The 16964-nt window shown below is 70.4% G+C and carries 16 protein-coding genes and 1 pseudogene; 10 read left to right on the forward strand and 7 right to left on the reverse strand.

Annotation, left to right across the window (positions count from 1 at the left end):
- The 6 genes and pseudogenes from KBX39_RS05175 to KBX39_RS05200 all read right to left on the reverse strand — a co-directional run.
- Nucleotides 1-682: pseudogene (locus KBX39_RS05175) on the reverse strand (NADH:flavin oxidoreductase); the annotation flags it as partial.
- Between the two features lie 361 nt (nt 683-1043).
- Nucleotides 1044-1628: a TetR/AcrR family transcriptional regulator gene (locus KBX39_RS05180; RefSeq protein ID WP_043323222.1), complete on the reverse strand. Its 585-nt coding sequence runs from the start codon at nt 1626-1628 to the stop codon at nt 1044-1046.
- Between the two features lie 58 nt (nt 1629-1686).
- Complete coding sequence (locus tag KBX39_RS05185; RefSeq protein WP_069088408.1) at nt 1687-2412, reverse strand: ABC transporter ATP-binding protein; 726 nt, start codon at nt 2410-2412, stop codon at nt 1687-1689.
- Nucleotides 2409-3539 (reverse strand): ABC transporter permease, encoded by a 1131-nt coding sequence (locus KBX39_RS05190; protein ID WP_210869381.1) that lies wholly within the window; start codon nt 3537-3539, stop codon nt 2409-2411. Before KBX39_RS05190 ends, KBX39_RS05185 begins: the two co-directional genes overlap by 4 nt.
- A 115-nt stretch (nt 3540-3654) precedes the next feature.
- A complete protein-coding gene (locus tag KBX39_RS05195; protein WP_069088410.1) occupies nt 3655-4122 on the reverse strand; it encodes an SRPBCC domain-containing protein in 468 nt (155 codons plus the stop codon).
- The gene (locus KBX39_RS05200; RefSeq protein WP_176722809.1) at nt 4076-4456 is read right to left on the reverse strand and encodes a metalloregulator ArsR/SmtB family transcription factor; all 381 of its coding nucleotides are present in this window, start codon (nt 4454-4456) and stop codon (nt 4076-4078) included. The genes KBX39_RS05195 and KBX39_RS05200 overlap by 47 nt, the downstream gene beginning before the upstream one ends.
- Before the next feature lie 324 nt (nt 4457-4780).
- On the opposite strand from KBX39_RS05200, the gene KBX39_RS05205 reads away from it, so the two are divergent.
- The 10 genes from KBX39_RS05205 to KBX39_RS05250 all read left to right on the forward strand — a co-directional run bounded on the left by KBX39_RS05205 (nt 4781) and on the right by KBX39_RS05250 (nt 15583).
- Entirely contained in the window at nt 4781-5983 is a 1203-nt protein-coding gene (locus KBX39_RS05205) for a dipeptidase (RefSeq protein ID WP_043323232.1), read from the forward strand.
- Nucleotides 5980-7605 carry an ABC transporter substrate-binding protein gene (locus KBX39_RS05210; RefSeq protein ID WP_043323235.1) on the forward strand — a complete coding sequence of 542 codons (1626 nt, stop codon included), beginning with the start codon at nt 5980-5982 and terminating at the stop codon, nt 7603-7605. The genes KBX39_RS05205 and KBX39_RS05210 overlap by 4 nt, the downstream gene beginning before the upstream one ends.
- Before the next feature lie 32 nt (nt 7606-7637).
- The gene (locus KBX39_RS05215) at nt 7638-8591 is read left to right on the forward strand and encodes an ABC transporter permease (protein ID WP_043323238.1); all 954 of its coding nucleotides are present in this window, start codon (nt 7638-7640) and stop codon (nt 8589-8591) included.
- 64 nt (nt 8592-8655) lie between these two features.
- Nucleotides 8656-9537: an ABC transporter permease gene (locus tag KBX39_RS05220; RefSeq protein WP_223200978.1), complete on the forward strand. Its 882-nt coding sequence runs from the start codon at nt 8656-8658 to the stop codon at nt 9535-9537.
- A 2-nt stretch (nt 9538-9539) separates the two neighbouring features.
- The gene (locus tag KBX39_RS05225; RefSeq protein ID WP_210869383.1) at nt 9540-10721 is read left to right on the forward strand and encodes a Xaa-Pro peptidase family protein; all 1182 of its coding nucleotides are present in this window, start codon (nt 9540-9542) and stop codon (nt 10719-10721) included.
- The gene (locus KBX39_RS05230) at nt 10718-11554 is read left to right on the forward strand and encodes an alpha/beta fold hydrolase (RefSeq protein WP_043323247.1); all 837 of its coding nucleotides are present in this window, start codon (nt 10718-10720) and stop codon (nt 11552-11554) included. Before KBX39_RS05225 ends, KBX39_RS05230 begins: the two co-directional genes overlap by 4 nt.
- Nucleotides 11551-12534 carry an ABC transporter ATP-binding protein gene (locus KBX39_RS05235; protein WP_043323248.1) on the forward strand — a complete coding sequence of 328 codons (984 nt, stop codon included), beginning with the start codon at nt 11551-11553 and terminating at the stop codon, nt 12532-12534. The genes KBX39_RS05230 and KBX39_RS05235 overlap by 4 nt, the downstream gene beginning before the upstream one ends.
- Complete coding sequence (locus KBX39_RS05240) at nt 12518-13507, forward strand: ABC transporter ATP-binding protein (protein ID WP_043323250.1); 990 nt, start codon at nt 12518-12520, stop codon at nt 13505-13507. Before KBX39_RS05235 ends, KBX39_RS05240 begins: the two co-directional genes overlap by 17 nt.
- Before the next feature lie 30 nt (nt 13508-13537).
- The gene (locus KBX39_RS05245; protein WP_198033260.1) at nt 13538-14740 is read left to right on the forward strand and encodes a dipeptidase; all 1203 of its coding nucleotides are present in this window, start codon (nt 13538-13540) and stop codon (nt 14738-14740) included.
- A gap of 87 nt (nt 14741-14827) precedes the next feature.
- Nucleotides 14828-15583: a GntR family transcriptional regulator gene (locus KBX39_RS05250; RefSeq protein ID WP_064445588.1), complete on the forward strand. Its 756-nt coding sequence runs from the start codon at nt 14828-14830 to the stop codon at nt 15581-15583.
- Nucleotides 15584-15650: 67 nt separating this feature from the next.
- Here the strand turns inward: KBX39_RS05250 and KBX39_RS05255 are convergent.
- Nucleotides 15651-16964 (reverse strand): PHB depolymerase family esterase (locus KBX39_RS05255; RefSeq protein ID WP_210869385.1); only part of this gene is annotated, 1314 nt, incomplete at its 5' end.

The raw sequence follows: 16964 nt of genomic DNA on the forward strand, positions 1-16964 counted from the left end.
GGAACTCGTCGGCGCTGACCCGCAGTCCGACGGGCAGGTCCGGCGCGGCGGCCAGCACCGCGGTGAGCACCTCACGGGTCAGCCGCATCCGGTTGTCGAGGCTGCCGCCGTAGGAGTCGGCGCGGGTGTTGGTGTGCGGCGAGAGGAACTGCTGCAGCAGGTGGCCGTGGCCGGCGTGCACCTCCAGGCCGTCGAAGCCGGCATCACGCATCCGCCGGGCGGCGGCGGCGAACGCCTCGACGACGACGGCGATGTCCCGGCGTCCCATCGCGTGCGGCACGTGTGAGCCGGCCGCCCACGGTACCGGTGACGAGGACCAGGCGGCGGTGCGGGTCGCGTCCCCGTTCGCCTGCCGGCCGGCGTGCATGATCTGGGCGAAGATGCGCGTGCCGTGCTCGTGCACGGCCTCGGTCACCGCCGCGTACGCCGGGATCGACGAGTCGTCGAAGCTGCCGAGGCTGATGCTGCGGCCCGCGCTCGTGGGGTGCACGCGGATCGCCTCGGTGATGATCAGGCCGACGCCGCCCCGGGCGCGCTCCGCGTGGTAGGCCACGTGGCGCCCGGTGGGCACGTTGTTCAGTCCGAAGTTGGTGGTGTGACCGGGGACGAAGACCCGGTTCCGCAGTGTGAGACGACCGAGCCGGGTGGGGGAGAGAAGAGCGAGAAGCTTGTCGTCAGGCATGCCTCGGACTTCCTGTTTCGGGCCGCACTCGGCATGGCCGAGAGCGTTCGGTTGAACCGTACGCCGTTCGATTGAGTGGAACGGTAGGGGTGACGCCGGTCTCCGTCAACAGGCTACTGATCGGTAACTTACCGAACCGTACTGCCTCTGACCTGCTGTTCCACTAGGCGGAACGCAAGCGGGCAAGGTTCGTCGATTCGTGGCTCGATCGTTCGGGCGGCCACGGGAGATGACAGTGCCGCCGCCCGGCGACCGGCCGGCGGTCCGTTTCGATCGTTCGGTCGGCCGGGTCGGCACTGTCCGGTTCGGAGGTACGCTCGCCGCGAGGCGGCCGGGTGGGACGTGCCGGCGGTGGCGGGGGTCAGGCAGCGGCGGGGCGCACGTACGGCGTGAGCAGCTCGCGGGCGAGGCCGGTGGCCGAGGGAAGGTCGAGGCCGTTCTCGATCATGCGGCTGAGGGCGTAGACGATCGACTGGATGACCTCGGCCATCCGGTTCGGGTCGCTCGCCCCGTGGTCGGCGAGAGCGGCGCGCAGCGGCGCCTCGAGGCTGTCGTGCAGGAGGCGGCTGGAGGTCGCGAGCACCTCGCTGTTGCCGACTGTCGCCATCGCCCGGGCCAGCGCGTGGTCGCCCCGGGCAACCAGTTGCAGGTTGGCCTCGACGTACGCCAGGATCCGCGACCCGGGCGTGCGGGCCTCGGCCATCCGGTTCTCGACGAAGGCCGACCACCGCGGAAAGGTGTCGGCGACGAGCACGTCGAACATGTCGGTGCGTGACTTGAAGTAGGAGTACGCGCTGGACCGGGCCAGGCCGGCGTGCCGCGCCACGTCGGCGAGGCTGGGGATCTGGTCCGGGTGTTGCGAGAGCAGGGCGCGGGCGGCGTCGAGCAGCGCCGCCCGCTGGGCGGCCCGGTGCTCGGCGACGGTTGAGGCCTGGATCTTCGGCACGCCAACCTCCAAGTCTCCGGTGCGCGCACCGGGTCCGCGTCGCGCCCTGCCGTCGCGGTCAGCTGCTCGTGGCGAGCTTGCCGTCGATCATCTCGTAGACGGTGTCACAGTACTGCAGCACGTCGTGATCGTGAGTGACCATGACCACCGCCACCGACCGCTCTCGTGCCTCCTGGGCGAGCAGCTGGACGATGTCGTGGCTGCGGGCCCGGTCCAGCGCCGCTGTCGGTTCGTCCACCAGCAGCACGGACGGCTGTGTCATCAGCGCCCGGGCGATGCCGACGCGCTGGCGCTCGCCGCCGGAGAGCTGGTGCGGCCGGCGGTCGGCCTTACCGGCCAGGCCGACGTGCGCGAGCATCTCCAGCGGGTCGCGTCCGGCGCGGTCCCGCCGCCCGCCCAGTCGCAGCGGCAGGCGCAGCTGGTCGGCAGCGGTCAGCGCGGGCAGCAGGTTGCCCGACTGGAACACGAACCCGACGTGCCGGCGGCGAAGCTCGGTGCGCGCCCGGCGGCTGGACACGGTCATGTCGTGGCCGGCCACTGTGACGGCGCCCTGATCGGGGCGGGCCAGCCCGCCGGCGACGGCGAGCAGGCTGGACTTGCCCGCGCCGGACGGCCCGACGATCGCGGCCAGCTCGCCCGGCGCGACGGTCAGGTCCACGTTGTCGAGCGCGTGCACGGTCTCCGCGCCGTCGCCGTGCCGCAGGTGGACGCCGCGCATGACCAGGCCGAGGTCGGCCGGCGCGGTGCCCGTCGTCGAGGGGGATGCTGTGGTCCGGCTGCTCATCGGTTGCCTCCCAGGGCGGTCGCCGGGTCGATGGAGGTGAGGCGGACGACGGCGGCTGCCGCGCCGACCAGGCCGAGCACGAGCAGTCCGGCCGCGGCGGCGGCGATGCTCTGCGGGTGCAGCGCGAACGGCACGTTGCCGCCGGAGATCAGCGCGCCGAGGCCGAGTCCGATCCCCATGCCGACGGCGATGGCGAGGGCCAGCAGGATCAGCGCCTGGGTGAGGGCGTCGCGCAGCACCCAGCCGGTCGAGGCGCCCAGCGCCCGCAGCACGGCGACCTCCTGCTTGCGCTGGATCGCCCAGACCGCGAAGAACGCGCCGGCCACGAGCGCCGAGATCGCGTAGAGGAAGCCCTGGATCAGCTGGAGCGTCGTCGTCTCGGCGGTGTAGCCCGGCGAGGCGCCGTAGGACTCCTCCAGCGTCAGGCTCTCCGTGCCGGCGGCCTTGTCGCCCGCGGCCAGGTCCACCGAGTCGCCGTCGGCCGCGCGGACCGCGACGGCGGTGATCTCCTGGGCGGCCTGCGCCGACACCTGCGTGCCGGCCGGCGTGCCGGACTTGACCGCCTGCCAGGTGGCCAGCGGCACGTACGCCACGTCGACGTGGCCGAAGGTGTCCTGCTGCTCGGTGACGCCGACGACCCGCAGCTTCGTGCCGAGCCGGTCCACCGTCACGGTGTCGCCGACGCGCAGGCCCGCGTCGATCGCGGTGGGGCTCACCACGATCCCGTCCGCCGGGCCGAGCCGGTCGCCCTCGCTGACCGCGGGCGACAGGAACGAGTCGGTCTCGACGCCGAACAGCGCCAGGTCGACCTCGGTGCCCCGGTCGGTACGCCCGTTGATGAGCGTGTTGCCGAACGGGGTCGCCTCCGCCACCCCGGGCTGCTCGCGCCAGGTGTCCACCGTCGAGGCGTCCACCACGCTGCGCGAGAACGCCGAGTCGTGCTGCACGCCGTGGGCGAACGCGAACGAGGTGACCGGAAGGTTCTGCAGCCCGGAGACGCCGTCGCGGACCAGTCCGACGGACAGGCCGGACAGCATCACCATCAGCACCGAGATCAGCACGATCACGGCTCCCATCAGGGCGAATCGCAGCCGCGCGAACCCCAGCTCGCGAATGGCCAGGAACATCAGCCGCCACCTCTCACATTTGTCGACACCATGTCGCGATCTTATCAACGCGATGTCGGCAAAAAGCGGGATCCGGCGCTGTCTACCCGACCACAATCCGTGACGGCGCGGCCGGTCAGCCGGGCGAGGGCAGCGTCCCGCGCTCCCGCGTCAGGTACGCCTCGATGCGGGCGAACGCCCCGGTCCACACCTCGGTGGCGAAGAAGTCGCGCAGCTCCGGGGCCGGGAAGCCGCTCTGCGTCACGGTCATCAGCGTGCCGCCGTCCTTCTCCTCGAAGGTGACCTCGACGCGGGTGGTCATCGTCTCGCCGTCCGGGCTGCTGCCGGAGGACTCGGTGACCAGGCGGTGCGGGCGGTCGATCTCCAGGAACGTCTGGGTCTCGCGGAACAGCATGTCGGGGGAGGGCCCCCAGACGGCTGTCTGTTTCCCGCCGACCCGCAGGTCGACGTCGATCTCCACGATGCCCGGCTCCTCGTCCAGGATGCCGAACCAGATCTTCTGTTTGCCGGCGTCGGTGTAGGCGTCGAACGCCTCCTCAGGCGTGCCCGGAAGCTGTCGGGTCAGGTGGATCTGGAGCGTCATGGTCACGGTCCTCCGTGGTGAGAGTGAGATAGGCGTCGAGGCCGTCCAGGCGGCGTGCCCAGAGGCGCCGGTAGAAGCTGATCCAGGCCATCGCCGTGTCCAGCGGGGCCTCGCTGAGCCGGCACTGCCGGGACCGGCCGACCTTCTGCGTCACCACGAGACCGGCGTCCTCCAGCGCGCGGACGTGCTTGCGCATGCCGGTGAGGCTCATCCCGGTGGGCCCGGTGAGCTCGCTGATGGTGGCCGGACCCGTGCCGAGCCGGATCAGGATGTCGCGTCGGGTGGGGTCGGCCAGGCTGGCGAAGACCCGGTCGAGCGTCTCTTGCTGAACCACATGGTTCACCGTACAACACTGAACCCCTTGGTTCACCATTGCCGCGCAGTCGGCGTGCATTTCGCCGTCGAGTGGTCTGACCACTTGGGGTGATCGAGGCGCGGTCCGCCGTTCGGCCCGATCGCCTCGTGCATTCGGCCGGGGCCGGCTCAGTTGCTCGGCCTGCTTGCCGGAGCCCGGTCCCGACCTGCGGGAATGTTCCCCGATTCCGGTAACGGAAAGGTCACGAGGTATTCCTGTGCCGTGCTTGCGCTCGGTACGTTCCACGAGGCATGAGGTCAGACCTCACTCCTCATGCCTCTAGCTGACGAGGTGAGTAGACCAGTGCAGGAACCCGCCCCCCGCTACGCCGGATACCGGTCCTTCGACTACCTGGTGCCGCATGTGGACTACAAGGTCTTCGAGCTCGCGCCACAGATCGGCCGGGTGCCGGAACACGACCTTGGCCTGACCGACGACCAGCGTGCCCGCGTCTCCCGGCTGCTGCGCGAGCACATGGCCATCTCGCTGCACGAGCACCCGAAGATCCTGCCGGCCGACGTGACGCAGTTGCGCGACTACAACCGCACCGGCCGCAACTCCTTCGGGTTCGAGGGCCTGGCCCGGTCCGGCATGACCGCGGTCTTCGACAACTTCATGAACGGCACCGGCTGCGTGACCAGCGAGCACGCCTGGAAGTGGGACGACGTCATCTACGACATCGGCCTGCGCTTCGCCGACGTCGCCAAGCAGGACCACGTGGTGGTGGCGACCACGCTCGAACAGATCTTCGAGGCCAAGCGCAACGGGCAGATCGCCCTGGTGGCCGGCCTGGAAGCAGCCACGATGATCGAGAACGAGTTGGACCGGATCGACATCCTCTACGGCTTCGGCGTACGCCAGATGGGCATCGCGTACAGCCAGGCGAACATGCTCGGTTCCGGCCTCTCCGAGGACCGCGACGGCGGGTTGACCCACTTCGGCCGGCGCGCGGTGGACCGGATGAACAAGCTCGGGATCGCCATCGACATCTCGCACTCCGGCGACCAGACGTCGCTGGACGTGATCGAGGCCAGCCGGGTGCCGGTGTTCATCACCCACGCCGGCGCCCGCTCGGTCTGGAACACCCCCCGGATGAAGCCGGACGAGGTGATCCGGGCCTGCGCCGAGCGGGGTGGCGTGATCGGCATCGAGGCCGCTCCGCACACCACCCTCTCCGGCGACCACCCGCACCACTCGATCGAGTCGGTGATGGACCACTTCACCTACTGCGTGGAACTGGTCGGCATCGACCACGTCGCGTTCGGCCCGGACACCAATTTCGGTGACCACGTCGGACTGCACGACAGCTTTACCCAGCACCTGGCGATCGGAAAGGCCCACGGAGTGGTGGACCACCCTCGGGTTCCGTACGTGAGTGGCATGGAGAACCCGGCGGAGTGCTTCAGCAACATCGTCGGGTGGTTGGTCACGCACGGTTACTCCGACGACGAGATCGCCAAGGTCATCGGCGGCAACATCATCCGGGTTCTTCAGGAGGTTTGGTGAACAAGACAGTCAAGGGTCGGTGGCGGCTCGCTGTCGCGCTCGGCGTGGCGGCCACGCTCGGTGTCTCCGGCTGCGGTCTGAACGAGGAGACCTCCTCCTCCAGTGGCTCGTCGTCGGACTCGGTGCTGCGGATCGGCACCACCACCGACGTGAGCAACTTCAACCCGCTCCAGTCGTTGAGCAAGACCGACTCGTGGATCCTCAACGCGATGTACCCGCACCTGCTGCGGATCGACGAGAACGCGAAGAAGTCGCCCGAACTGGCCAAGGAGTACCGCTACGAGGACGACGGCAAGACCGCCGTCTTCGTGCTGCGCGACGACTTCAAGTGGACCGACGGCAAGCCGGTGGTCGCCGAGGACGTGAAGTTCTCCGCCGAGTCGATCATGAAGTACAAGCTCGGCAACGTCGCGGCGAAGCTGACCTGGGTCGAGTCGGTCGAGGCGCCGGACGCGACCACTGTGAAGTTCAAGCTCTCGCAGCCGTACGCGCCGTTCGCCGAGGGCGTCGGCTTCTGGATGTCGGTCGTGCCGAAGCACGTCTTCGAGCCGGCCGGTGACCTGTCCAAGTTCGCCAACGACTCCAACTGGGTCGGCGCCGGGCCGTTCGTCCTGGACAGCATCACCAAGGGCCAGCGCTACGTCATGAAGCGCAACGAGCACTACCCGCTCGCGCCGGGTGGCAAGGCCGCGGTGAGCCAGGTCGAGTACCGGGTCTACCCGGACGTGAACACCATGATGCTGGCGCTGCGCAACGGCGACATCGACATGATGGGCACCCCGGTGCCGGTCTCGGCGGCGAAGACCTTCGAGAACGACGACAAGATCAAGCTGAAGAAGGTCGGCGCACTCGGCTTCGCGCACCTGACCTACAACATGAAGAACAAGTACCTCGCCGACCAGGACGTCCGGCAGGCGCTGTCGATGGCGGTCGACACCAAGGGGATCATCTCGGCCGTGCTGCAGGGCGACGGCCAGCAGATGGCCGGCCCGATCTCGCCGATCTTCTCCGAGTACGACAACACCGAGCTGCAGCCGTACCCGTTCGACCCGGAGGGCGCGAAGGCCAAGCTGAGCGCGGCCGGCTACAAGGACGCCAACAACGACGGCTTCTTCGACGAGCTGAAGTTCGGCGTGGCGTGCGACCAGTCCAACGCCAACATCACCCGGGTCGTGCAGCTGTTCCGGGAGAGCGCGGCCAAGGCCGGCGTGAAGCTGGAGAACGAGTGCGTGGAGCGGAACACCTTCCTCACCCGCACCAAGAACGGCGAGTACGACATCGACGCCTCGCAGTGGGGTGTCTTCGACAACCCGATGGACCAGCTGCGCAGCACCTACCTGTCCAGCAACCCGGGTGGCATCAACTACAACCTGCTCGAGTCGGCGGAGATGGACGCGCTGATCAACGACGCGGCCGGCACCACCGACGTGGAGGCGTTCAAGACCAAGATCAAGAACATTGACAAGGTCGTGCACGAGCAGGCGTACCTGACCCCGCTGTACGTGGAGAACTTCCAGTTCGCCTACAACGCCAGCAAGTTCACCGGCTTCGTCCCGTCGCCGTCGGACCTGCTCGGCATGGTCACCGCGTACTCGCTGGCCCAGGTCACCCCGGTCAAGTAACCCACCCAACCAGAGGAGAGGAGGGGTCCCCCGTGGCGCGTTTCGTGCTCAGCCGGGCACTGAAGGCCGTCCTGACCGTGTGGATCGCGATCACTTCGACGTTCTTTCTGCTCCGGCTCCTGCCGGGGGACCCCACGACCCTCATGGTCGAGGGCGACATGACACCGGAGATGCAGGCGGCGCTGCTCAAGACGTACGGCCTGGACCGTCCGCTGTGGGAGCAGTACGTGTCGTACCTGCGCGAGCTGGTCCAGGGCAACCTGGGCATCTCGTTCCGTCAGATCCAGCCGGTCACCGACATCATCCTCGACCGGCTTCCCTGGACGTTGCTGCTGGCCGGCAGCGCGTTCGTCCTGACCGTCGCCGTCGGCATCCCGATCGGCGTGGCCGCCGCGGTCAACCGCGGCAAGTGGCTCGACCGCGCGTTGCAGGGCTTCGGGATCAGCGCCAACGCGCTGTTCGTGCCGAGCGTCGCGATCCTGCTGCTGGTCTTCTTCGGCGCCCAGCTCGGCTGGTTTCCGATCGGCGGGGCGATCGACCCGGACACCCGGGGCGCGGCGGCCTACCTGAGCCTGGCACACCACCTGGTGCTGCCGGTGCTCTCCCTGGTCCTGGTGCAGCTCGGCCCGTACGCGCTGACCCTCCGTACCAACATGATCGAGGTCCTCGGTGAGGACTACATCCGCGCCGCGCAGGCGCGTGGTCTCTCGGCCCGGCGTCGGGTGTGGAAGCACGGCCTGCGCAACGCGATCCTGCCGGCGCTGACCCTGATGGGCCTGCAACTGGGCACCCTGGTCGGCGGCGCGGTGCTGACCGAGACGGTCTTCGCCTACCCCGGGGTCGGCCGGCTGATCTACGAGGCGGTCGGGCAGCAGGACTACCCGGTGATCCAGGGGGCGTTCATCATGCTCGCCGTCACCGTGGTGATCGCCAACGCCCTGACCGACATGCTCTACGCGGTCCTCAACCCCCGGATCCGGCTGTGAGCGCGCGCCGCGTCCCGGCGCGTCGCCCGGATCCGTTCGCCGCCACCACCGAAGGGAGGGTGCCGTGAGTGCCCCCGTGCTGACCGAGCAGGCGCTCCCGCCGGCCCCGGCCGCGCCCAGGCGGTCCTTCCTCTCCGGCTACCTGCGTCAGCCCGTCGTGGCGTTGTCGGTGCTGGTGCTGCTCGTGATGGCGGTGCTGGCGGTCTTCGCGCCGCTGATCGCCGACGAGCCCGCCGGCGCCGGCGCGGACGTGCTGCAACCGCCCTCCGGGGCGCACTGGTTCGGCACCGACGACCTCGGGCAGGACATCTTCGCCCAGGTGGTCTGGGGCACCCGGACCAGCATGGTGATCGGCCTGGCCGCCTCGCTGCTCGCCATCGTGCTGGGCACCGCGATCGGGCTGGCCGCGGCGTACTTCCGGCCGTTCGACGCGGTCGCCACGGTGATCACCGACGTGATGCTGGCGCTGCCCACCCTGCCGCTGATGATCATGCTGGCGGCGGTGGTGAGCCCGAGCGTCACGACGCTGACCCTGATCATCGGGTTCTTCGCCTGGCCCGAGGTGGCCCGGCTGATCCGGTCACAGGGCCTGGTGATCAGCGCGATGCCCTACATCGACGGTGCGCGGGTGCTCGGCGCCACCGGCTGGCGGATCGTCACCCGGGAGATCCTGCCCGCCGTCGTCTCGCTGATGGTGGTCAGCGTGCTGCTCACCGCCTCCCGGGCGGTGATCTCCGAGGCCGGCCTGAGCTTCCTCGGGCTCGGCGACCCGGACGCCTGGTCCTGGGGACGCATCCTGCTCAACGCCCAGCGCAGCGGCACGATCGCGATCGCCTGGTGGCAGACGCTCTTCCCGTCCCTGGCGATCCTGTTCCTGGTGCTGGCGGCGACCCTCGCCGGAACCCGGTTCAACGACACCCGCGACCCCCGTCGCAACGGAGGCTGACCATGCGACTGCCCGAGAGCTTCTACCACAGCGTCCGTGGCCGGCTCGCCGAGGCGCTCGAACAACGAGGGCTGGACGGGTTCCTGGCCACCTCGCCGGCGGAGGTCGCCTTCCTCAGTGGCTTCTTCTACATCGCCACCGAACGTCCGGTGTACCTCTGGCTGCCGCGGACGGGGGATCCGCTGCTGGTGATCCCGCGCCTCGACGAGGAGTACGCGGCCCAGCAGGGCGTGACGGTCCAGACCGTCACGTACTTCGAGTACCCGGGCGTGGTCACCGCCGAGGAGACGCTCGCCTCGGCGCTGTCCCGTCCGGGCGGTCCGGTCCGCCGTATCGGCGTGGGCGCGGGCCTTTCGGTCGGCGCGTTCCGGGCGCTGTCCCGGGCCATCGGCGGGGCCACGCTGGAGACCACCGACGCGGTCGCCGAGCTGCGGCTGCGCAAGTTCCCCGAGGAGATCCCGTTCCACGAGGCGGCCGCGCGGATCTGCGACGAGATGCTGGCCGCCGGACGGGCCCTGATCGAGGAGGCGCTCGCCGCCGGGCGGCCGCTGCCGCGTGAGGACGAGATCGCCCGGCACGTGATCGGCTTCGGCACCGACCGGATGTACGCCGAGTACGACCTGGTCGTCTACACCACCAAGCTGGCCGGCGGGCTGGTCTACGCCGGCCCGAACTCCGCCCTGCCGCACGGCCTGCCGACCCGTCGGCGGCTCCAGCCGGGCGACACCCTGATCCTCTCCCTCGGCGCGGCGGTGGCCAGCCGGTTCGTGGAGAGCGAGCGGACGTTCGTCATCGGCGAGCCCACCGCCGAGCAGGTGCGCTACTACGAGGCCGACCGGGAGGCGCAGGAGGTGGGCACCCAGGCGATGATCGCCGGGCGTACCTGCGCCGAGGTCAACCGGATCTGCCTGGACGTCCTGCGGGACCGGGGCCTGGGCGACTACATCCGGCACCGGCAGGGCCACGGCATCGGGCTGCAGAACCACGAGGCGCCCTGGGTCGAGGACGGCGACCACACCGTGCTGGCCCCCGGGATGCTGCTGTCCAGCGAGCCCGGCGTCTACGTGCCCGGCCACGCCGGCTACCGCATCTCCGACACGGTCCTGGTACAGGACGACGGCCCGCGCCGGCTCACCCGGTACCCGCGTGACCTGGCGTCCAACATCATCGAGGGGATCCGATGAGAATCAACGGAGCGGAACTGGTCGTCGAGGCGTTCGGCCCGGTCGACGGCCCGGCGATGATCGTGCACCACGGTGCGCCGGGCCTCGGCTCCCGCCAGGAGCCGAAGCGCTCGTTCGGCCCGTTCGCCGACCGCATGCGGGTCATCGTCTTCGACGCCCGCGGCTCCGGCGAGTCCAGCGACGACGAACCGTTCACCCACGAGCAGTGGGTGGCCGACGTGGACGCCATCCGCGCGCACTTCGGCTACGAGACGATCGTCATGGCCGGCGGCTCGTACGGCGGGTTCATCGCCATGGAGTACGCCATCGCCCACCCGGAGCGGGTCTCCGCGCTGGTGCTGCGGGACACCGCCGCGGACACCGCGCACGACCACCTCGCGGTGGAGCGGGCCCGTAACACCGACCGTTCGGTGATCCCGGAGTGGGTCATCGACCGGATCGGCACCGGCCGGTTCGAGAGCAACGAGCAGTTGCGCGAGTACTGGAAAGCGATCCTGCCGCTCTACGACCACCAGCACGACCCGGCAAAGGACGAGGCGCGGCTGGCCGCCACCCGGTTCCACTACCGCACCCACAACGCCGCCTTCGGGCAGAACATGCCCCGCTACGACCTGAAGCCGAAGCTGCCGTCGATCACGTGCCCGACCCTGGTGACGGTGGGCCGGCACGACTGGCGTACCCCGGTGGCCGCCTCGCAGGTCATCGCGGACCTGGTGCCCCGCGGCGAGCTGGTGGTCTTCGAGTCCTCCGGCCACTCGCCGCAACTGGAGGAGCCGGAGCTGTTCCAGCAGGTGGTGCGGGACTTCCTCAGCCGCGCCGGAGTGCTCCGATGAGCCTGCTGGAGATCGCCGACCTGAAGGTCGCGTTCCCCGGTCCGACCGGGCCGGTCAACGCGGTGAACGGGGTGTCGCTGCGGATCGAGTCGGGGCAGACCCTGGCCATCCTCGGTGAGTCCGGCTCCGGCAAGAGCGTCACCGCGCAGGCGGTGACGGGCATCCTCGACGTGCCGCCGGCGACGGTCAGCGGCTCGGTCCAGCTGCGGGGCAGGGAACTGCTGACCCTGTCACGCAAGCAGCGGGAGCGGGTCAGCGGCGAGGAGATCGGGATGGTCTTCCAGGACGCGATGGCCGCGCTCAACCCGGTCTTCACCGTCGGACACCAGATCGTGGAGGTGCTGCGGGTCCGGCGCGGCATGTCCCGGGCCGACGCCCGCCGCCGCGCCGTCGAACTGGTCGACCGGGTGCGGATCCCGGCGGCCAAGGACCGGATGCGGGACTATCCGCACCAGTTCTCCGGGGGCATGCGCCAGCGCATCATGATCGCGCTGGCCATCGCCCTGGAACCGGACCTGCTGATCGCGGACGAGCCCACCACCGCGCTGGACGTGACGGTGCAGGCCCAGGTGATGGAGTTGCTCGCGGAGATCCAGCGGGACAGCGGAATGGGGCTGCTGCTGATCACCCACGACCTGGGGGTGGTCGCCGAGGTCGCCGACGACGTGGCGGTGATGTACGCCGGCCGGATCGTCGAACGGGGCACCGTCGAGCAGATCTTCGCCGGTCCGGCGCACCCCTACACCGAGGGGCTGCTCAACTCGATGCCCCGGGTGGACCGGCGCGACGAGCAGCTCTACGCGATTCCCGGCGCTCCGCCCAACCCGGCTCGGCTCCCTGCCGGCTGCCCGTTCCACCTGCGTTGCCCCCGGGCCACCGACGAGTGCCGGGTCGTCCTGCCGCCGCTGCTGGCGCTGCCGGCCGATCGCGCCAGCGCCTGTCACCACCACGAGGAGGTGCTCGATGCCACCCGGCGATGAGGTCGTGCTGCGGGTCGAGAACCTGGTCAAGCACTTCCCGGTCAAGGGACGGGTCCCGTTCACCTCCGGCGGCGTGGTCAAGGCCGTCGACGGTGTCTCCTTCGACCTGCGCCGGGGCGAGACGCTCGGCGTGGTGGGCGAGTCCGGCTGCGGCAAGAGCACGCTGGCCCGCATGCTCGTCGGGCTGGAGCAGCCCACCTCCGGCGCGGTGCGCTTCGGCACGTCAGTGGTGCACCAGGCCAGGGGACGGGAGCTGCGGGCCCTGCGCCGGCGGATCCAGATCGTGCTCCAGGACCCGTACACGTCGCTGAACCCCCGCCGCACGATCCGGGAGATCCTGCTCCAGCCGTTCGAGATCCATCCGGACGTGCTGGACCGCCGGCGCCGGATCGAGCGGATCAAGGAGCTGCTCGACCTGGTCGGCCTCGACCCCGGCCTGCACCTGGACCGCTACCCGCACCAGTTCTCCGGCGGGCAGCGCCAGCGCATCGGCATCGCCCGGGCGCTCGCGCTGAGCCCCGACGTCATCGTCTGCGACGAGCCCGTCTCCGCGCTGGACGTGTCGGTCCAGGCGCAGGTGGTCAACCTCCTGGAGCGGCTCCAGGAGGAACTCGGCGTGGCGTACGTCTTCATCGCCCACGACCTGTCCGTGGTGCGCCACATCTCCGACCGGGTGGCAGTGATGTACCTGGGCAAGCTCGTGGAGACCGGCCCCGAGGTCAGCCTCTACGAGTCGCCCCGGCACCCGTACACCCGGGCGCTGCTGTCGGCGGTGCCGGTGCCGGACCCGGCCGGCCGGCAGGGGCGGCAGCGGATCCTGCTGGCCGGCGACCCGCCCAGTCCGGTGGATCCGCCCTCGGGCTGCCGGTTCCGGACCCGTTGCTGGCAGGCGGCCGACACCTGTGCCACCACCGAACCACCGCTGGCCGCCGGCGCGCATCCGGTCGCCTGCCACTTCCCGCTGGCCGCGTGACGGCCGGCGATCGTCCAAAGGAGAAGCGTCTTGCTGCAAGAACCCGCCCCCCGGTACAAGGGTCACAGGTCGTACTCGTACCTGGAGCCGCACTCGGACTACCGGGTGTTCACGCTGGCCGAGGAGATCGGCCGGGTGCCGGAGCACGACCTCGGCCTGACCGACGCTCAGCGTGCGCGGGTGACGCGGCTGCTCACCGAGCACGCCGCCATCTCGCTGCACGAGCATCCGGTGGTCCTGCCGGCCGACGTCAGCGAGCTGCGGGCCTACAACCGCACCGCCCGCCAGCGCACCGGATACGAGGGGCTGGCGCGCTCCGGCCTGACCGCCGTCTTCGACAACTTCATGGCCGGCGCCTCCTGTGTGACGAGCGAGAACGGCTGGAAGTGGAACGACCTCGTCTACGCCCTCGGGATGCGGATGAGTGACCTCTACAAGCAGGACCACGTCTTCCTGGCCACGTCCCTGGACGACATCCACGCCGCGAAGCGGGACGGCCGGCTGGCCCTGGTCGCGGGCCTGGAGTGCAGCAGCCCGATCGAGAACGAGCTGGACCGGATCGACATCCTCTACGGCTTCGGCGTACGCCAGCTCGGCATCGCGTACAGCCAGGCGAACATGCTCGGCGGGGGCCTGTCGGAGAAGCACGACGGCGGGCTGACGCACTTCGGCCGCCGGGCGGTGGACCGGATGAACAAGCTCGGGATCGCCATCGACATCTCGCACTCCGGCGACCAGACCTGCCTGGATGTCATCGAGGCCAGCCGGGTGCCGGTGTTCATCACCCACGCCGGCGCCCGCTCGGTCTGGGACACCTCCCGGATGAAGCCGGACGAGGTGATCCGGGCCTGCGCCGAGCGGGGTGGCGTGATCGGCATCGAGGCCGCCCCGCACACCACGCTCTCGCAGGCGCACCAGCACCACTCGATCGAGTCGGTGATGGACCACTTCACCTACTGCGTGGACCTGGTCGGCATCGACCACGTCACGTTCGGTCCGGACACCATGTTCGGCGACCACGTGGGGGTGCACGACACCTACGCCGGCAACTACGCCCACGACGCCGGCAACCGTCCGCAGCACCCGCGGGTGGAGTACGTGTCCGGGCTGGAGAATCCGGGCGAGGCGTTCGGGAACATCGTGGGCTGGCTGGTGGCGCACGACTACTCCGACGACGAGATCGCCAAGGTGATCGGCGGCAACACCATCCGGGTACTGGAGCAGGTGTGGTGAGGCCGGGCCGGTGATCGTCCGAGCGGACGTGGACGAACTACACTCCGTACGCCGACGCGGCGGCGGGCAGTGATGAGGTGAGGGCGGATGGCTCGGCGGGAAACCGCGCTACAGGCGGCGCACGGGCGGCTGCGGCAGCTGATCGGCAGCGAGTTCCGGTCGGGTGAGAAGCTGCCCAACGAGCGGGACCTGGCCGATCGTCTGGAGGTCAGCCGCGCGACGGTGCGCGAGGTGCTGGGGCAGCTCGCCGCCGAGGGGGTGGTGACCCGGACCTGGGGGATCGGCACCTTCGTGCACGACGACGCCGAGCGGGTGCCGGTGTCCATCGGTGACGTCACCGCGCTGCGGGACCGGATCACCGCCACGGGTCACCGTCCGACGCTTCAGGACGCGTCGGTCAGCCGGGCGAAGTGCCCGGCCGACTGCGCGCGCGTCCTCGGACTGGAGCCGGGCTCGCCGGTGTGGCGGGTCGACCGGCTCTTCGCCGTGGACGGGGTCCCGGCGGCCTGGATCCGTGATCACCTGCCGCTGCGGTTCGACGGCCGCGACCTCGACCCGTCCGGGCTGCTCAGCATCGACCTGGACATGTTCGAGTTCCTGGCCAGCGCGACCGGCATGCCGGTGCGGCGGGCGGAGATCGAACTCACCGCGGTGCTCGCCGACGACGAGGCCACCGAGCGGCTCGGCGTGGCGGTCGGACATCCGCTGGTCACCGCGACCCAGGTCGGTTACGGGACGGGCGGAGCGGCGCTGTTCCACGGCCACATCACGGTTCGCACCGACGTGTTGACGCTGCGGATCAGCCGCGGCGGGGCTCCGGAACCGGCCCCACCGGCCGGGTAGCCGGCGGCCCCGCGACGCGGGGTCGCGGGGCCGCCGTCCGGACGTCACCGGGGTCGGGGTACGCCGGTCAGGTGAGTGTGCAGGACTGGCCGTTGAGGGTGAACGAGCTGGGCCGCCCGGCGTTGCCGGTGTGCGTGGCCTGGAAGCCGATGGTGGTCGAGCCGCCGGCCGGGATGGCCGCGTTGTAGGAGACGTTGCGCGCCGTCACCTGGCCCGAGGAGGGGGAGTACGAGGCGTTCCAGCCGGAGGTGATGGTCTGGCCGCCGGGCAGCGTGAACGCCAGCGACCAGCCGTTCACCGCGGTCGAGCCGGTGTTGCTGATGGTGATGTTCTCGGTCAGGCCGTTGTTCCAGGCGTTCAGCTCGATGCGCACCGAGCAGGCGCCGGTGCCGGGCGGCGGCGTGGTCGGTCCCGGCGGCGGGGTGGTGGGGCCGGGCGGGGGCGTGGTCGGCCCCGGCGGCGGAGTGGTCGGTCCCGGCGGGGGCGTGGTCGGCCCGGGCGTGCTGGTCAGGCCGAAGAAGGCGATCGCCGCCGCAGCCATGCCGGACGACGGCAGGCTGTGCCCGGCGCCCTGGATGCTGTACGCCTCGACCTGCACGGTGCCGGTGGAGTCGGCGTAGCGCCGCCGGTTCCAGCCGGACTGCGGCGTGTCGGTGGAGGTGGGGTTCTGGCTGAGCCCGAACACGTTCGTCCACTGCTCGATCGTCTCCTGCAGCAGCGAGTACGGCACGAGCGTGTCGTTGGTGCCGTGCCACAGCTGCACGCGGGGACGCGGCCCGGTGTAGCCGGGGTACGCCTGGCGGACCGCGTCACCCCACTGCTGCGGGGTGCGGTTCATGTTCCCGCCGGTGCACTGGCTGGACCCGGGCGGGTAGTCGGAGGCGCCGGCGAAGCAGTTGAACGGCACCCCCATGAACGCCGCACCGGCCTTGAAGACGTCCGGGTAGAGCGCCAGCATGTGGTTGGTCATCATGCCGCCAGACGAGCTGCCGGTGGCGTAGACCCGGTCCGGGTCGGCGCCGTACTGCTGCTGCACGTAGCGGACCATCGAGATGAGCGACACCGGGTCACTGCCGCCGCCGCGGCGCTTGGCCGCGTCGGACCAGGTGTCGAAGCAGTTGCCGAACCCGGCCTGCTGGGTGGCGCTGGGATAGATCACGATGAAGCCGTACCGGTCGGCCAGCCCGGCGAACTCGCTGCCGGAGTAGAAGCCGGGGCCGGAACCGCCGCAGCCGTGCATGGCCACCACCGTGGCCGGCCGGGACGGGCGGTTGTCCGGCACGTAGACGTGCATGCGCATGCGCCCGGGGTTGTCGCCGAAGCTGGTCACCTCGGCCAGCGACGCCGCGTACGCGGGTTGCACGGTGGGGATCACCAGGCC

Source organism: Micromonospora sp. D75 (assembly GCF_018070405.1).
Classification (GTDB): domain Bacteria; phylum Actinomycetota; class Actinomycetes; order Mycobacteriales; family Micromonosporaceae; genus Micromonospora; species Micromonospora chalcea.

Excerpts from the sequence above, each read along its gene's own strand:
- KBX39_RS05250 (WP_064445588.1), top strand. The coding sequence starts at position 14,828 with ATGGCTCGGCGGGAAACCGCGCTACAGGCGGCGCACGGGCGGCTGCGG.
- KBX39_RS05190 (WP_210869381.1), bottom strand. The coding sequence starts at position 3,539 with ATGTTCCTGGCCATTCGCGAGCTGGGGTTCGCGCGGCTGCGATTCGCC.
- KBX39_RS05195 (WP_069088410.1), bottom strand. The coding sequence starts at position 4,122 with ATGACGCTCCAGATCCACCTGACCCGACAGCTTCCGGGCACGCCTGAG.
- KBX39_RS05240 (WP_043323250.1), top strand. The coding sequence starts at position 12,518 with ATGCCACCCGGCGATGAGGTCGTGCTGCGGGTCGAGAACCTGGTCAAG.
- KBX39_RS05185 (WP_069088408.1), bottom strand. The coding sequence starts at position 2,412 with ATGAGCAGCCGGACCACAGCATCCCCCTCGACGACGGGCACCGCGCCG.
- KBX39_RS05235 (WP_043323248.1), top strand. The coding sequence starts at position 11,551 with ATGAGCCTGCTGGAGATCGCCGACCTGAAGGTCGCGTTCCCCGGTCCG.
- KBX39_RS05225 (WP_210869383.1), top strand. The coding sequence starts at position 9,540 with ATGCGACTGCCCGAGAGCTTCTACCACAGCGTCCGTGGCCGGCTCGCC.
- KBX39_RS05230 (WP_043323247.1), top strand. The coding sequence starts at position 10,718 with ATGAGAATCAACGGAGCGGAACTGGTCGTCGAGGCGTTCGGCCCGGTC.